At 62.0% G+C, this 13,734-nt stretch carries 15 protein-coding genes; 2 read left to right on the top strand and 13 right to left on the bottom strand.

Features of this window, described 5'->3' with window-relative positions:
* The 12 genes from ACFPN2_RS04210 to flhA form a co-directional block, all read right to left on the bottom strand.
* Positions 1-513, bottom strand: coding sequence for a GNAT family N-acetyltransferase (locus tag ACFPN2_RS04210; RefSeq protein ID WP_380595342.1), 513 nt, complete (start codon positions 511-513; stop codon positions 1-3).
* Between the two features lie 51 nt (positions 514-564).
* Positions 565-1,668: a glycosyltransferase family 4 protein gene (locus tag ACFPN2_RS04205; RefSeq protein WP_380595340.1), complete on the bottom strand. Its 1,104-nt coding sequence runs from the start codon at positions 1,666-1,668 to the stop codon at positions 565-567.
* Between the two features lie 9 nt (positions 1,669-1,677).
* The gene (locus ACFPN2_RS04200; protein WP_380595338.1) at positions 1,678-2,505 is read right to left on the bottom strand and encodes a PIG-L deacetylase family protein; all 828 of its coding nucleotides are present in this window, start codon (positions 2,503-2,505) and stop codon (positions 1,678-1,680) included.
* Positions 2,502-3,782: an oligosaccharide flippase family protein gene (locus ACFPN2_RS04195; RefSeq protein WP_380595336.1), complete on the bottom strand. Its 1,281-nt coding sequence runs from the start codon at positions 3,780-3,782 to the stop codon at positions 2,502-2,504. The genes ACFPN2_RS04200 and ACFPN2_RS04195 overlap by 4 nt, the downstream gene beginning before the upstream one ends.
* A 116-nt stretch (positions 3,783-3,898) precedes the next feature.
* Entirely contained in the window at positions 3,899-4,873 is a 975-nt protein-coding gene (gene motD / locus ACFPN2_RS04190; RefSeq protein WP_380595334.1) for a flagellar motor protein MotD, read from the bottom strand.
* A gap of 17 nt (positions 4,874-4,890) precedes the next feature.
* A complete protein-coding gene (locus ACFPN2_RS04185; RefSeq protein ID WP_380595332.1) occupies positions 4,891-5,631 on the bottom strand; it encodes a flagellar motor protein in 741 nt (246 codons plus the stop codon).
* A 77-nt stretch (positions 5,632-5,708) separates the two neighbouring features.
* Positions 5,709-6,464 (bottom strand): protein phosphatase CheZ, encoded by a 756-nt coding sequence (locus ACFPN2_RS04180; protein ID WP_380595330.1) that lies wholly within the window; start codon positions 6,462-6,464, stop codon positions 5,709-5,711.
* Between the two features lie 39 nt (positions 6,465-6,503).
* Positions 6,504-6,878, bottom strand: a complete 375-nt coding sequence (gene cheY, locus ACFPN2_RS04175) for a chemotaxis response regulator CheY (protein ID WP_129645882.1) — start codon at positions 6,876-6,878, stop codon at positions 6,504-6,506.
* A gap of 28 nt (positions 6,879-6,906) precedes the next feature.
* Positions 6,907-7,653 carry an RNA polymerase sigma factor FliA gene (locus ACFPN2_RS04170; protein WP_380595328.1) on the bottom strand — a complete coding sequence of 249 codons (747 nt, stop codon included), beginning with the start codon at positions 7,651-7,653 and terminating at the stop codon, positions 6,907-6,909.
* Entirely contained in the window at positions 7,650-8,522 is an 873-nt protein-coding gene (locus tag ACFPN2_RS04165) for a MinD/ParA family ATP-binding protein (RefSeq protein ID WP_380595326.1), read from the bottom strand. Before ACFPN2_RS04165 ends, ACFPN2_RS04170 begins: the two co-directional genes overlap by 4 nt.
* Before the next feature lie 42 nt (positions 8,523-8,564).
* A complete protein-coding gene (gene flhF, locus ACFPN2_RS04160; protein WP_380595324.1) occupies positions 8,565-10,160 on the bottom strand; it encodes a flagellar biosynthesis protein FlhF in 1,596 nt (531 codons plus the stop codon).
* 29 nt (positions 10,161-10,189) lie between these two features.
* On the bottom strand, positions 10,190-12,295 hold the full coding sequence (flhA, locus tag ACFPN2_RS04155; RefSeq protein ID WP_380595322.1) for a flagellar biosynthesis protein FlhA: 2,106 nt from the start codon (positions 12,293-12,295) through the stop codon (positions 10,190-10,192).
* A 233-nt stretch (positions 12,296-12,528) separates the two neighbouring features.
* Between flhA and ACFPN2_RS04150 the strand changes: the two genes are divergently transcribed.
* On the top strand, positions 12,529-12,684 hold the full coding sequence (locus ACFPN2_RS04150) for a DUF3800 domain-containing protein (protein WP_380595606.1): 156 nt from the start codon (positions 12,529-12,531) through the stop codon (positions 12,682-12,684).
* A gap of 115 nt (positions 12,685-12,799) precedes the next feature.
* On the opposite strand, the gene ACFPN2_RS04145 is transcribed toward ACFPN2_RS04150, so the two are convergent.
* The gene (locus ACFPN2_RS04145) at positions 12,800-13,195 is read right to left on the bottom strand and encodes a VOC family protein (RefSeq protein WP_380595605.1); all 396 of its coding nucleotides are present in this window, start codon (positions 13,193-13,195) and stop codon (positions 12,800-12,802) included.
* A gap of 216 nt (positions 13,196-13,411) precedes the next feature.
* Here ACFPN2_RS04145 and ACFPN2_RS04140 point away from each other — a divergent pair, with 216 nt between their 5' ends.
* Positions 13,412-13,648: an ORF6N domain-containing protein gene (locus ACFPN2_RS04140; protein ID WP_380595320.1), complete on the top strand. Its 237-nt coding sequence runs from the start codon at positions 13,412-13,414 to the stop codon at positions 13,646-13,648.
* Positions 13,649-13,734 lie beyond the last annotated feature (86 nt).

Here is a 13,734-nt window from a genome sequence, read left to right as displayed (position 1 = left end):
TCAGCCGACGAACTCGAGCGCGAACAGCTTCACCTGATCCTTTTCCGCCATCTCGATGAAGCGCTGGAAATGCATGCCGCACTTCTGTAACACCTGGATCGAGCGCTCGTTGTCGGGCGAAGTGATGGCGAGGATGCGCGGCAAACGATGCTCGCGATGGCCATACTTGAGCACGGCGGCCGCGGCTTCCAGCGCATACCCCTTGCCCCAATGCTCGGGCAGGAACGCATAGCCGATATCCGGATCCGGCAAAATATCCCGTTTCAGCAAGCCGCACGAGCCGACCACCTCGCCGGTCGCTTTCAGCTCGACGCAAAACATGCCGAAGCCGAAGCGCTCGTACATGTCCAGCGGCCCGGTGCGTAGATAGTTGCGCGCATCGTCCAGATTGCGCACGTGCTTGTCGCCGATGTAGCGCAGCCATGCCGGCTCGTTGACCAGCCTGAAAATGAATTCAGCGTCGTCGAGCGTCAGCCGCCGCAGCACCAGCCTCTCGGTTTCCAGAACGCGCATGGCATCCCCCGCCTGGTAGTGCGCAGTTTGTTCAACTGCAGTGGGACGATGCTACAGGCTTTCCAGAACGCCCAGCAATTCGCTGGCGGTATGGGTCCAGGAGAACCGCTCGGCACGCGCCAGGCCCGCCGCGATGTTGGTCTCACGCAGCTGCCGGTCGTTGAGCAAGCGATCGATGCCCGCGGCGATCGCGTCCACCGATTCCGGGTCGACCAGCAACGCGGCATCGCCGGAGATCTCCTTGGTGCCGAAGCGATCCGACGTGAGCACCGGACAACGGCACGCCATCGCTTCCATGATGGGCATGCCGACCGACTCGTATAACGACGGCAACAACAGACCTTCGGCCATCTGATAGAACGCGGGCAGATCCTTGTTCTCGATCCAGCCCGGCCATTTCACCCACTCGGAAATATTCTGACGCTCAGGCTCGTGCAGCTCGTGCTCGGACAGATAGCGATTGCCGCCGCCGGCGATCACCAGCGGGATGCCTTGCGCCGGACCGACCTTGGCGTACGCCTGGATCAAGCGCGTGAAATTCTTCGGCGGATAGACAGCGCCACAGTACAACAGGAAGCGCGGCGGCAACGAGAAGCGCTGGCGAACCTGTTCCAGCTCGGCCTGCGACAGCCGCGTGCGAAAGCCCTCGTTCAATCCGGAATAAATCGTGTGAATCCGCTCGCGCGGCACTTGCAGATATTTCTGCAGATGATCGGTGGTGACGGCGGACACCGAGATCAACGCATCGGCCTTGGCCGCATAGCGCGGCACTAGATAGCGATGACTCATTCGATCGAGAAACGCCGAAGCCTGGGGCATGGCGTACCAGTCGAGCCCGTGACAGACCCACGACGTCTTGCACTTCGCCCGCAGCGGAATCGAATACTTGGGATTGAACAACACGTCGATGCCGAGCTTCTTCACCGCGCGCGGCACTTTGATCTGATCCCAATACAGAATCGGGCCGCCTTCCAGCAGCACTTCCTGCACGCCGTCGATGCCTCGGTACGTGCCGAGCCGCTGTCGATTCCGAAACAACAGCACGATCTCATGCTGGCGATTGATTTCGATCAGCGAGCGCACGACTTCGCGGGTGTAGACCTTCACCCCGCCCTCGTGCTGATCGAAGTGACGCAACATGATCCCTAAGCGCATGACATCAACTCAGTGCCTACGATAAGCCGTGAATTGCTCGCGGTACTGGGGCAATGGCGTCGCATAAAACGCTTCGGCGTAACCGCCCTGAAAACCGGGCGGATTCATCAGCCCCGCCGAGCGGTGCGCATTCAAGCCGATACTGGCGTGCAGGTAGTCGCATTGTTTCAATTGACTGCGATACTCCTGCAGCGCCTGCTTCTTGGTATCGATGGTGCTGTCGATCCGCACCAGGCAGTTCGGGAACAGCGGCGTCCACACCTCGTAGCCCATGCACTGGAACTCGAGCGACGTGCCCGCCACGGCATCCAGCAAGATACGACTCGTGGCCCGATGATCCGGATGCTCTTCCAGATAGAACGGCAGGTAGACGAGCTGCGGCCGATGTTTCAACAGCACGTCGCGCAACTTCTCCGCCACCCAGTCGCATTTATCGAGCGCGCCGTCCTCCGCGTCCAGGCAAACCATGCGACTGATGCCAAGCCGTTGTAGCGCCGCCCGTGCCTCGGTGATGCGCAATTCGATCAGCTCCCGCTGCTTTTGCTTTCGTTCCTGGCCGTACAAGGTGTTTACCTCACTGCTGCCATTGCGCCCATCCGTGAGGAACACCACTGTGATCTGCGCTCCGCGTTGGGCATGCAAAGCCAACGTTCCACCGCAGCCAATCGTTTCATCGTCCATGTGGGGCGCCAGGACCACGATCTGTTCCGCGCCCGGCTGCCATGCCATGGCCGAATGGTTGTACACGCCCGAGACCTGCAGCAGCCCGGACGATTGCAGATAAGGTCGCGCCGCGCGACTGAGTCTTTTCAACAGGACCTTGGTCAACTGTTTCATGTCAGGCCGGGAGCGTAGCTGCGCCGGCGCAGCGCGCCGGACAAATTGCCGAAATAGAGTAAATCCACCAACAGATAAGAGCCAACCAGCGCGGCGATGGTCGCGTGAATTCCGAACAAAGGTGTAAAGCTAACCGTCAGTAGCACGCAGACCAGCGTGCCCAGGGTGATCCGCACTGCTCGCGCCACATTCAAATTCGCCGCCAGCATCAGACGGCCGAGCACGATTTCCAGGCCCTGCGCGAACACGATGGCCGCCATCGTCGCGATGATTGTTTCGGAGCCTGCGAACCGCTCGCCGAGCACCGGCACCAGCAGCGGCGGCACCAACAGATACATCGACAGCGCCAATATCACCGCCAGCGCCGTGCCAATGATCAGGCCCTGACGTGTCAGTCTTCGAAATACCGCCGGATCCGCGAACGCGAGGCACAGGCGCGGATAGGCGGCCACGCCGATGAACACCAGCGGCAGACAGGCCACCTCGACCAATTTGAGCCCGGTGGCATAGACACCCGCGGCCGCTTCTCCCAACTGCAGCGACAACGCGATCACGCCGATACGATTCAACAATTGACCTAACAGCCCCACCGCCGCGAACGACCACAACCGCCGCGTCCCGTCGAGCACATTGCTGGTGGCGAAATTCGGCAGCAGCTGCGCCTTGAACGCCGCCGCCGAGCGCAACGCCAGTGCCAGCATCAACAAACCGCCGGCGGCAAACGCCACCGAGGCGGCATGCAGCGACCATTCGAACGCCCAGATCAGCAGACCGGTGATGACGAAAGCGGAACCCCTGCCGAGCAGATTGATGAATGCCGGCGGCAGCATCTGTTGCTGAGCCATGGCCGGCACGAACAACGTCGCCGAAAACGCCGCGCCCAATTGATAAATAGTCATCGAGATGATGATCAGCAGCGTGGTCGGTCTGGGCTGCGTGATCAATAAGTAGCCGAGGAGCACGAACGTCACGACCACAGCGATGCAGATCTGCGAGCCGAGCAGATTCGAAATCAATGCCGGGCGCCGCTCCACCGGCAGGCGCGAATACTCACGCACCCCGAACTCATCGATGCCAAGTGTCGCCGCGTAATAAACCAGGCCCGCCAGGGCGAAGCCATAACCGTACTCGCCCATGCCCTCCGGGCCGAAGCGCCGGGACACGACCAGAAACAACAGAAAATTGAGCAGGTCCGCGCCAATCCGGCACGCGAGCATCGCAAACGCATTGCGCCCGGTGTTGTGCCCCATCGACAAGGGGGGAGGAGATGCAGTCATGGACCCGCTTAAGGCGCTGCAGCGCCTTGTTCCGTTATTCCGCGGATTTGCTTCGCGGATCTGGCAGATAACGCGCCGCGTCGACGGCGGTTCCAAGCGCCGCCGTTACGGAAAGTTTATCTGCCGCCCGGGGACGCGGGGGGCTCGATGGTTTGCGCGGTGGTGACTGCGGGTTGGGGTTGCGCTTGTGGCTGTGGCGGCGGCGGTGGCGCCACCTCCGGCTGACCGCGATCGCCGGCGTATTCGCCTTCGGGATTGCCGCTACCGCTCAGAATCACCAGCAGCACGCGGCGATTCAGATTACGGTTCTGCTCGGTGTCGTTGGGATAGGCGGGACGAAACTCACCCAGGCCGACAATCGCCAGACGATGCGGGTCCATGCCGGCGTCGGTGAACAGGTGCACCACGCTGGCCGCGCGTGCCGCCGACAGCTCCCAGTTCGACGTGAACGCGGCGGACTTGATCGGCCGGTTGTCGGTGTGACCTTCGACGCGGATCGCATTGGGGAACGGCTTCAGCGTCAGCGCCAGCTGCTTCAGAATGTTCTGTGCTTCCTCCGACAGCTTCGCGATACCGCTGGGGAACAGGATGTCGGTGCGGATCTCAACTTCGACCCACAAGCCGTGCCGGCGTACCACGATCATCTGATCGCGGATCAGTTCGCCCATCGCCTGCTCGACTTCGGCAGCGACGCTTTCCAGTTCTGCCACCGCCGAGGACGAATGCTCGGCTTCATAAGCATTGTCGGCGGCGTGACGAGCGCCCTGACTCTGATCGGCAACTTGCAACGGCGAAGGCTCGAGCATGCTGCGAGGCTGCCCGTTGAGCATCGCCTGCTGCACGATCGTCATGTTGATATCGGCGCCCGAGCCGACACTCTTCTCACCGACTTGAATCGGTTGCAGCGTACGAGGCGAGCCGCGGAACGCGGCCACGAGCGAGTCGGAGAGAATTCGATACTTGCCCTCGTTGACCGAGGACATGGCGTACATCACGACGAAGAACGCCAGCAGCAACGTCACGAGGTCGCCATAGGGGATGGCCCACGCTTCGTGGTTGGCATGCTCTTCGTGTTGATGACGGCGGCCCATGATGTTTCCTGGGTCGCTTAGTGCAAGTAGCCCTGCAGCTTCGCTTCGATGCTACGAGGGTTCTCGCCCTGTGCGATCGAGATCATACCTTCGATCACCATCTCGCGCGTCTGACTCAAGCCCTGGATCGATACCTTGAGCTTGCTGGCGACCGGCAGAAAGAACAGATTGGCGAAACCGATGCCGTAGATCGTTGCAACGAACGCGGCCGCGATACCGTGACCGAGCTTGGCCGGATCGGCGAGGTTCTGCATCACCGCCATCAAGCCCAGCACGGCGCCGATGATGCCGAGCGTCGGTGCGTAAATTCCCATGCCTTCGAAAACTTTGGCCGCGCGCGTGTCAGCCTGCTCACGCGTATGCAGGTCCACTTCCATGACGCTGCGGATGATCTCCGGCTCGCTGCCGTCGACCACCAGTTGCAAGCCTTTGCGCACGAACTCGTCGCGCTCGCGCTCGATCAACGACTCGAGGCCCAGCAAGCCTTGCTTGCGAGCCGTGTTACTCCACTCGACCATTTTCTTGATCATGGTGTCGCGCTCGGTCGTCGGCGGGTTGAACACCCACGGCAGAATCGAGAGCGCACGTTTCATCACGTGCAGCGGCGTCTGGATACAGATGGCGGCGATCGTGCCGACCACCACGATCATGAAAGCCGCGCCCGACAATAGCGAATGGATCCCGGCGCCTTTCAGCACGGCGCCGATGAGGATCGCACAGGCCGCGAGCACCAGGCCGATGAGCGAAAGAATATCCATGGGGCGAGTTCGTCTTCCTTCTTAAACTTGCGTCGCTGCGTGCTGACTGATCGCCCTTGAGCAGTCAGCGCGGGTTGCTACATGCCCAGCCCTGCGAGCAACGAGTCCACGTCATCCTGGCTGCTGGCCGAGGGGCCGTTGTCGACACCCGGCACCGCCGGACCGAAGCCGCGAGACATGCCGTCGCTGGGCGCCGCCGGCTTCTCGACCGGCAATGCGCCTGGGCCCGTGCGCGACAGACGCACCAGATCCACCAGCGCGGTCTCGAGCTCGGAGACCAGCTTCATCACGCCGCGAATGATCTGACCCGACAAGTCCTGATAGCCCTGGGCCATCAGCACCTCGGTCAGGTTGCCGCGCACTTTATCCATATCGGTGCGCGAGGCCGCGAGAAACGCGTCCATTTTCTGAATCATGGCCCGGAATTCATCGATCTCGATCTTGCGAGCGCGGAACTTGGTCCACATCTCGTTGATGTCACCGGCGCTGCGCGAGGTGCGATCGGCGAGCGGGCCGCACTGTTCCACCAGGTCCATCGTGCGGTGAGCCGCTTCGTCGGTCATCTTCAACACGTGATCGAGGCGTGCGCGTGCATCCGGCACTTCCTTTTCGGCCAGGTCCACCAGCCGTGAGTCGACGCTGAAACGATCCAGCGCGGATTGCAGATCGCCGGTCAGCTTACGCAGCTCGGAGAACAGCGTGCGTTCGCGCTTGTGCACGAGCAGATCCAGTTCGGAAAGAAACAAGTGCTCGTCGCCGGCGGCGAGCGCGCCGGCCAACGTAGCAATGCTCGAACCGTAATCTTTGCGTAGCGCTTCTATGCCTGAAGTCATGATGGTCAGCTCAATGTTCGCTTGTGGCGTGCGCTGGCTTTAGGCCGCGCGCTGCTCCAAGATCTTGTCGATCTTTTCCTTGAGCGTAACCGCGGTGAACGGTTTGATGACGTAGCCGCTCACGCCGGCCTGCGCCGCTTCGACGATCTGCTCGCGCTTGGCTTCCGCGGTCAGCATCAGCACCGGCAGCTTCGCCAGCTTCGGATCGGAGCGCACCGCCTTCAACAGGTCGAGGCCCGGCATGCCCGGCATGTTCCAGTCGGTGACCAGGAATTCGATGCCGCCGGCCTGCAGGATCGGCAGCGCGGTCTGGCCGTCGTCGGCTTCCTGCACGTTCTGGTAGCCCAGATCGTTCAACAGATTCTTGATGATTCGACGCATGGTCGAGAAGTCGTCGACCACCAGGAACTTCATATCTTTGCTCACTTCAGCCTCTCCTCTCTCAGATCCGGCTCTCGACGCGGTCACGCCAATCCGACAATCGAGCCTTCAAACGCACCAGTGCCTGTCCGTGCAGCTGGCAAACCCGCGATTCAGTCACCTTCAACACCGCGCCGATCTCTTTCAGATTCAGCTCGTCGTCGTAGTACATCGACATCACCAGACGCTCGCGCTCCGGCAGCTCCTTGATCGCGCCGGCCAGCGCCGAGCGAAACCCGTCTTCGGTCGCATCGAGGAACGGATCCGCGCCCTCGTCTTCCACCCGGCCCAGCAACGACTCCTCGTCGCCGCTCGAATCGTCGAGACTCGCGACCCGGCAGCTCGCCGCGTCCTGAGCGATGCGGTGGTACTCATCGAGCGACACACCCATCTTCTCGGCGATCTCGACATCGCGAGCTTCGCGGCCAAACTCCGCTTCCAGCTCACGCACGGCCGCGGCCGCTGCACGCGCCTTGCGATGTACCGAGCGCGGCGCCCAGTCCAGCTTGCGAAGCGCATCGAGCATCGCGCCACGAATGCGGATACCCGCATACGTTTCAAAACTCGCTCCGCGATCCGCCGTATAGTTGGACGCGGCTTCCAGCAGGCCGAGCATGCCGGCCTGGATTAAGTCGGATACTTCGACCGAGGCCGGCAGACGTCCCGCCAGGTGATAGGCGATTCGTTTGACCAGCTCGGCATGACGGACGACCAAAGCATCGGTCTTGGGGGCAGTGGCTGCGCCCTGGTAAGCACGCAAGCCGCTCATTTCACCACCTCCAGGCGGACCTGGGGACGGCGCACCAACCGCTCCACGAAGAACTCGAGGTTGCCTCGCGGACCCTCCGGCACAGGCCACTTATCGGCCTTCAGCGCCAATTTCTTGAATGCACGCGAGGCGGGAGACGCGGGGAACGCGCTCACGACGGGACGCTGTTCACGAATCGCACGGCGCAAATACGGGTCTTCAGGGATTTCCCCAACATATTCCAGGGTGACATCCAGGAACCGACTGGTGACCTTCTGCAGCTTCTCGAACAAACCAGCACCTTCGCCCGGCGAGCGGGCCATGTTTGCTACGACTTGGAACTTGTTCACGCCGTGGTTGCGGCTCAGCACCTTGGCGAGCGCATACGCGTCGGTCATCGAGGCCGGTTCGTCGCACACCACCAGCAGCACGTGCTGCGCGGCTTGTGTGAACTGGACCACACTATGAGCAATGCCGGCCGACGTATCGACGATCAACGTGTCGACTCGCGTGCTGATCGCGCTGAACGCCTGCACCAGACTCAGATGACCCGCGGCGGAGAGATTAGCCAGCTCGGCCACCCCCGATGCACCAGGCACCACCTGAATGCCGTGCGGCGATTCCAGGATAATTTCTTCGAGCGTGCGCTCGCCGTTCAAAACGTGAGCCATTGTGTAGCGCGGCGATAAACCGAGGAACACGTCGACGTTGGCCAGACCGAGATCGCCATCGAGCAGCATCACGCGACGGCCGGTGCTGGCCAGCGCGGTCGCGAGGTTCACGGACACGCTGGTCTTGCCGACGCCACCTTTGCCGCCGGTGACTGCAATCACCTGCACCGGCCCGGGATTCGCGGCTCGTTGCAGACCGATCGATTGAATGGATTCCATAGATACTTCGTCAAAGATGAGAAATTGAACGGGTCGTCAGGTTCATGCGATGGCGTGCGCCACGGTGCCGAATCGGCGACGTAACAAGTCCTCATCCGCTGAGGCGCCAGACTTACGAGACAAATCGACGGCACGCGCGATCAACTGATGCGCACGCGCGGGAGCCAGATCTTCCGGGACGCGCTGACCTTCGCTGACATACGTCACCGGCAGGCGGGCCCGAATCAATGTTGAAATCGCACCACCGAGGCTGGTTGCTTCGTCCAGCTTGGTGAGCACGCAAGTGGTCGGCTTCGCCGGCGCGAATCGCGTGACGGCTTCTTCGATCGCACCGGCCTGCGCGGACGCGGACAATACGAGCGTCGTTTCCATGCGCTTGCTCGCGGCGGCCAAGAGCTTGAGCTCCTGTTCGAGGCGCGGATCGCGCGGGCTCAGGCCGGCGGTGTCGATCAACACCAAACGTTTGTCGGCGAGATGTTCGAGCACATCGGCCAACTCGGCCGAGCCATCGAGTGCATAGGCCGGCACGCCGAGCAGGCGACCGAGCGTCTGAACCTGTTCCTGCGCGCCGATGCGAACGGAATCGGTCGAGATCAGCGCGATGTCACGAGTGCCATGGCGCATCACCCAGCGAGCAGCGAGCTTGGCGATCAGCGTGGTCTTACCCACGCCCGTCGCACCGACGAGCGCTACGACTCCGCCACCATCCATCCACCGCTCACCGCCCGTCGTTTCGATCTTTCGCGCAAGGAGCGCGAGCGCCAGACGATTCGCTTCGGCCAACTCGAGACGCGTCGGCATCTGAGTCACGACTTCCGTCGCGAGTTCCTGCGCGAGACCGAGCTGCGTCAGCTGCTTGAGCAGTTCCGTTTGAATCGGCGAGCGACGGGAAAGATCGTTCCAAGCCAGCGTCGCCAGCTGCGTTTCCAGCATGCGACGCAGAGTGCGGAGCTCTTCGTTGACATCGCTGTTCGCGTCGATCAGATCGAGCCGATCCATATCGCGCACCGGCTCGGCCTCAACGGCGTACCGGGCACGGTCGCTAGCTGCCTGCGTCTCAGCAGAGTTACGAGCGCGGCTAGCAGAGGTCTGTGCCTCAGACGTGTAGCGAGCGCGGTCGCTGGCTGCCTGCATTTCCGTCGCGTAGCGAGCGCGCTCGTTAGAGCCCGCGCGATTTGCCGGCGAACGCTCGGCCGTCGCGTAACGCTGCGCGCCGTCGTCGCTCTCTTCGATGTAACGATTCGTCGTCTGCTGAGCGCGCGGCTGCGCCTGGGCGGCAAACTGGCGCGCCAGCTCGGCGCGCTCGTTCATATATTCATTGGCCGGCGCACTCTGCGTGCGGGGCTTCGACGCGCCACTGAACAACGCCGGGTCATGCTGGACGGCGCGTGCAGGCGCAGCCTGCGAAACATTGCTTTGTGCCTGACGACGCTCGGCACCGTACGTATCGACGAGCCCGCTATCGACCGCCAACTGCTCCGTCGCAGCGTCTTCGCCTTCGTAGTCGACGGCAGCGACGACTTCGACGCCGCCCGGCACGCGACGGCTCGACAAGATCACCGCGTCGGGACCCTGCGCATCGCGCACCTGGCGCAACGCTGTCCGCATGTCTTCGGCACGATAATGTTTGATCTTCATAACGAGCTAACTACTCTCAACGACTCACATCAACGCCCGACGGCAGTGACCAATCGCACCTTGCGGTTGTCCGGAATCTCATTCCAAGCGAGCACATGCATGCTCGGCACGATCGAGCGCATGAAGCGCGCCAGCGTCTGTCTCAGCTGCGGCGGCACCAGCAACACCGCCGGCTCACCCGTCAGCTCCTGACGTTGCGCGGCTTCCGCCAGGCGACGCTGCATCCGTTCCGCCAGGCCCGGCTCGAGGCCCGGCGTCGCGGCGTTGGTCCCCGACAGCGAATTCGTCAACAGCTGCTCCAGATCGGGCTCGAGCGTGATGACCGGCAACTCGGTGGACATCCCGGCGATGTCTTGAACGATTTGCCGACCCAAAGCGACGCGCACTTGCGACTGCAACTGCACCGGATCCTGAGTACGCGCCGCATGCTCCGCCAAAGTTTCGACGATCGTGCGCATGTTTCGGATCGGAACTCGCTCTGCCAACAAACCTTGCAAGGTGCGGACCACCGTGCCCAGCGGCAGCAGTCGCGGAGTGAGATCTTCGACAAGCTTTGGAGCAGTTTTCGCGAGCGTGTTGAGCAGGTGCTGCACTTCCTCATGACCGAGCAGCTCATGGGCGTGTGTCTGAATTACATTGCTCAAGTGCGTGGCAATCACGGTGCTGGCATCGACCACCGTATAGCCGAGCGTCTGCGCGTGATCGCGCATGGAAGGCTCGATCCATACCGCTTCCATACCGAACGCCGGATCGCGCGTCTCGATACCGGTCAGACGACCGAACACCTTGCCCGGGTTGATGGCGAGCTCGCGCTCGGGATAGATCACGCCATCGCCCACCGGCACGCCGGCCAGATTGATGCGATAGGAATTCGGCGCCAGGTCGAGGTTGTCGCGAATGTGTACGGTTTGTACCAGGAAACCCAGATCCTGCGTGAGCTTGCGACGAACGCCCCGGATGCGCGCGAGCAAATCGCCGCCCTGAGCTTTGTCAACGAGCGGCACCAGTCGATAACCGACTTCCAGTCCGATGATGTCGACCGGCTGCACGTCATCCCACGTGAGCTCCTTCGACTCCGTCGCCGCCGGCGGCGGAGCTGCAGCGGCGGCCGCAGCGGCCATTTCTTCTTCGGACGGCTGCTGCTGAGCGCGCTTGTGGAGCATATAAGCACCACCACCGCACAGCGCCGCCATCATCAGAAACGGCAGGTTCGGCATGCCCGGGATGATGCCCATCACACCCAGCAAGCTCGCAGCGATCGCCAGCGCCCGCGGCTGACCGAACAACTGCTTCGACAATTCGCCGCCCATGTCCTGCGCACTTGAGACGCGCGTCACAATGATCGCGACCGCGGTCGAGAGCAGCAGCGCCGGAATCTGTGCGACCAGACCGTCGCCGATGGCGAGCAGCGTGTAAGTCCGAGCCGCGTCGCTGAAAGCCATGCCGTGAGCCATCATGCCGATGCCCAGGCCGCCCAACATATTAATCACCAGAATCAGAATGCCCGCCGTCGCGTCACCGCGCACGAACTTGCTGGCACCATCCATCGAACCGTAGAAATCCGCTTCCTGACGCACTTCGCCACGACGAGTGCGCGCTTCTTCCTGCGTGATCAACCCGGCGTTGAGGTCGGCGTCGATCGCCATCTGCTTGCCGGGCATCGCGTCCAAGGTGAACCGCGCCGTCACTTCGGAGATACGACCCGAACCCTTGGTCACGACGATGAAGTTGATGATGGTGAGAATTGCGAACACGATCACACCGACCGCGTAATTCCCGCCGATCACGAACTCACCGAACGAAGCAATCACCTTACCGGCCGCGTGCCCGCCCGTGTGACCGTGGAGAAGCACCACACGCGTCGACGCCACGTTCAACGCGAGACGAAGCAACGTCGCGAGCAGCAGGACCGTCGGAAAAATGGCGAACTCGAGCGGCCGCTGCACATAGAACACCACCATCACCACGATCAGCGACAGCGCGATGTTGAACGTGAAGAGCACATCCAGCGCGATCGGCGGCAACGGCAGAATCACCATCGCCAACGTCGCCAACACGCCCACCGGCACACCGATGCCAGAGCGCAGGAGCGCTTTCAGGTCGAGCTTGGAGCTGGTTGCAGTGGCTGTGGCCATTCGTCGTCGTCAAAAATCCGTTGTCTGTTCCCGGCGTCGGTATTCCGTCGCACGCCCTATAGGGTGCAACTCCCGGACCACGGGCCTTCCCACCCGGCGGGCGTTGGTCACAGTTTGGAAAGGTGCCGCTAAGGGAGCGGACTAGGGGGCCGATAGCCGGCCCGGCCTGGCGGGGCCGAGTGTGATGGGCGTCACGGTGGGAGGCGTCATCGACTTGCGCGCCTGCGCACGGACTGCTCACACGGCATTCACCGCGGCGACAGCAAGAACGCGGTTGCGCTCGTCGCTCCAAGGAATCGTTCTTTATCCAGCTGGCCGACCTCAACGCTTATGCGGCCTACCGAAAAGTGGCGAGCCGCCAGGCATCGTCGTATGGCCGACGTAAATGAAAAGCCCGCCTTACGGCGGGCGGGGAAGTCCTACTACCGACCAAAGGGGCGGGCTCAGACTTCGAAGCGAAGTATGGAGCGGGCGGGCGCGCACTAACAACCTGCAAAATGGCCCCTAACCTTCTTTGAGCACTCCACCCCAGCTCGCAGGATCGACATCGGTGATGGTCTGCGAGAACGTCCAAACATAGCCCGCGAGATCCTGCGCAGAGTACTGCCGCTCTCCATAGAGATAGTCCGTTGGCTCACTGATGATCGTCGCTCCGTGCGTCTTCGCGTGTACGAAGTGCGCGGCAGCGTCTGCGACTCTGATCATCACGGAGACGGTGGCGCGCGACATCTCACTCGCGGCGCCACTCGCAACGACCACCGCGCCCGTTCCCGCCTGAAGCTGCACACGGTGAGCTCCTATCAGGAGACGTTCTCGGAAACCGAACGCGGCACAAAGCCACCTGCTCGCCTCAATCACATCCGGATAAGTCAGCACCGGGATGACGCCGCTGGACGGCATCGAGCGATTCTCCAGCATGGGACTGCCCTCAAGTCTGTCGCGCAGCGATCATAGCCCCAAGCTGGATTTCGGTGTGCAAGTGCGCACGAGGTCGGACTGCAAACCGAGCACCAGCGGCGCCTCTTTACGAGATTCTTCGGGCCCTCTATCTCGCACACACTGCATTCTCCCCACAGATAGCATCCTCGCCAGCAAGGAAGCACTTGAGGAGTTCTGATGCCGAAGGATAGAACAGGCGCCCTCGCCCCTACTGAGCGCATTGCGCAATCAATCATCGTGCTGCGCGGTCAGCGTGTACTGCTCGATAGCGATCTCGCAGTGCTGTACGAGGTTGAAACGCGCCGACTCAACGAGCAAGTCCGTCGAAACAAGGACCGATTTCCCGCGGACTTCATATTCGAGCTGACAGACGAGGAGTTCGAAATCTTGATGTCGCAATTTGGGGAAGGGTAAAGTAATTCTGTTGATCCGATAGCCATTGCAGGTGATGGTGGGCCGTAATCGGATGAGAGCGGTGGTCCAGAGCAGCAGCGATTTAG

The sequence above is a fragment of the Steroidobacter flavus genome, assembly GCF_042651805.1.
GTDB classification, from domain to species: Bacteria; Pseudomonadota; Gammaproteobacteria; order Steroidobacterales; family Steroidobacteraceae; genus Steroidobacter; species Steroidobacter flavus.
The sequence above is the reverse complement of the archived record's forward strand: the minus strand, read 5'-3'. Positions and strand labels throughout refer to the sequence as shown.

Coding starts and splice junctions, on each gene's coding strand:
- ACFPN2_RS04210 (WP_380595342.1), bottom strand. CDS start 513: ATGCGCGTTCTGGAAACCGAGAGGCTGGTGCTGCGGCGGCTGACGCTC.
- ACFPN2_RS04205 (WP_380595340.1), bottom strand. CDS start 1,668: ATGCGCTTAGGGATCATGTTGCGTCACTTCGATCAGCACGAGGGCGGG.
- flhA (WP_380595322.1), bottom strand. CDS start 12,295: ATGGCCACAGCCACTGCAACCAGCTCCAAGCTCGACCTGAAAGCGCTC.
- ACFPN2_RS04185 (WP_380595332.1), bottom strand. CDS start 5,631: ATGGATATTCTTTCGCTCATCGGCCTGGTGCTCGCGGCCTGTGCGATC.
- ACFPN2_RS04195 (WP_380595336.1), bottom strand. CDS start 3,782: ATGACTGCATCTCCTCCCCCCTTGTCGATGGGGCACAACACCGGGCGC.
- ACFPN2_RS04165 (WP_380595326.1), bottom strand. CDS start 8,522: ATGGAATCCATTCAATCGATCGGTCTGCAACGAGCCGCGAATCCCGGG.
- ACFPN2_RS04170 (WP_380595328.1), bottom strand. CDS start 7,653: ATGAGCGGCTTGCGTGCTTACCAGGGCGCAGCCACTGCCCCCAAGACC.
- motD (WP_380595334.1), bottom strand. CDS start 4,873: ATGGGCCGCCGTCATCAACACGAAGAGCATGCCAACCACGAAGCGTGG.
- ACFPN2_RS04200 (WP_380595338.1), bottom strand. CDS start 2,505: ATGAAACAGTTGACCAAGGTCCTGTTGAAAAGACTCAGTCGCGCGGCG.
- cheY (WP_129645882.1), bottom strand. CDS start 6,878: ATGAAGTTCCTGGTGGTCGACGACTTCTCGACCATGCGTCGAATCATC.
- flhF (WP_380595324.1), bottom strand. CDS start 10,160: ATGAAGATCAAACATTATCGTGCCGAAGACATGCGGACAGCGTTGCGC.
- ACFPN2_RS04180 (WP_380595330.1), bottom strand. CDS start 6,464: ATGACTTCAGGCATAGAAGCGCTACGCAAAGATTACGGTTCGAGCATT.
- ACFPN2_RS04140 (WP_380595320.1), top strand. CDS start 13,412: ATGCCGAAGGATAGAACAGGCGCCCTCGCCCCTACTGAGCGCATTGCG.
- ACFPN2_RS04145 (WP_380595605.1), bottom strand. CDS start 13,195: ATGCCGTCCAGCGGCGTCATCCCGGTGCTGACTTATCCGGATGTGATT.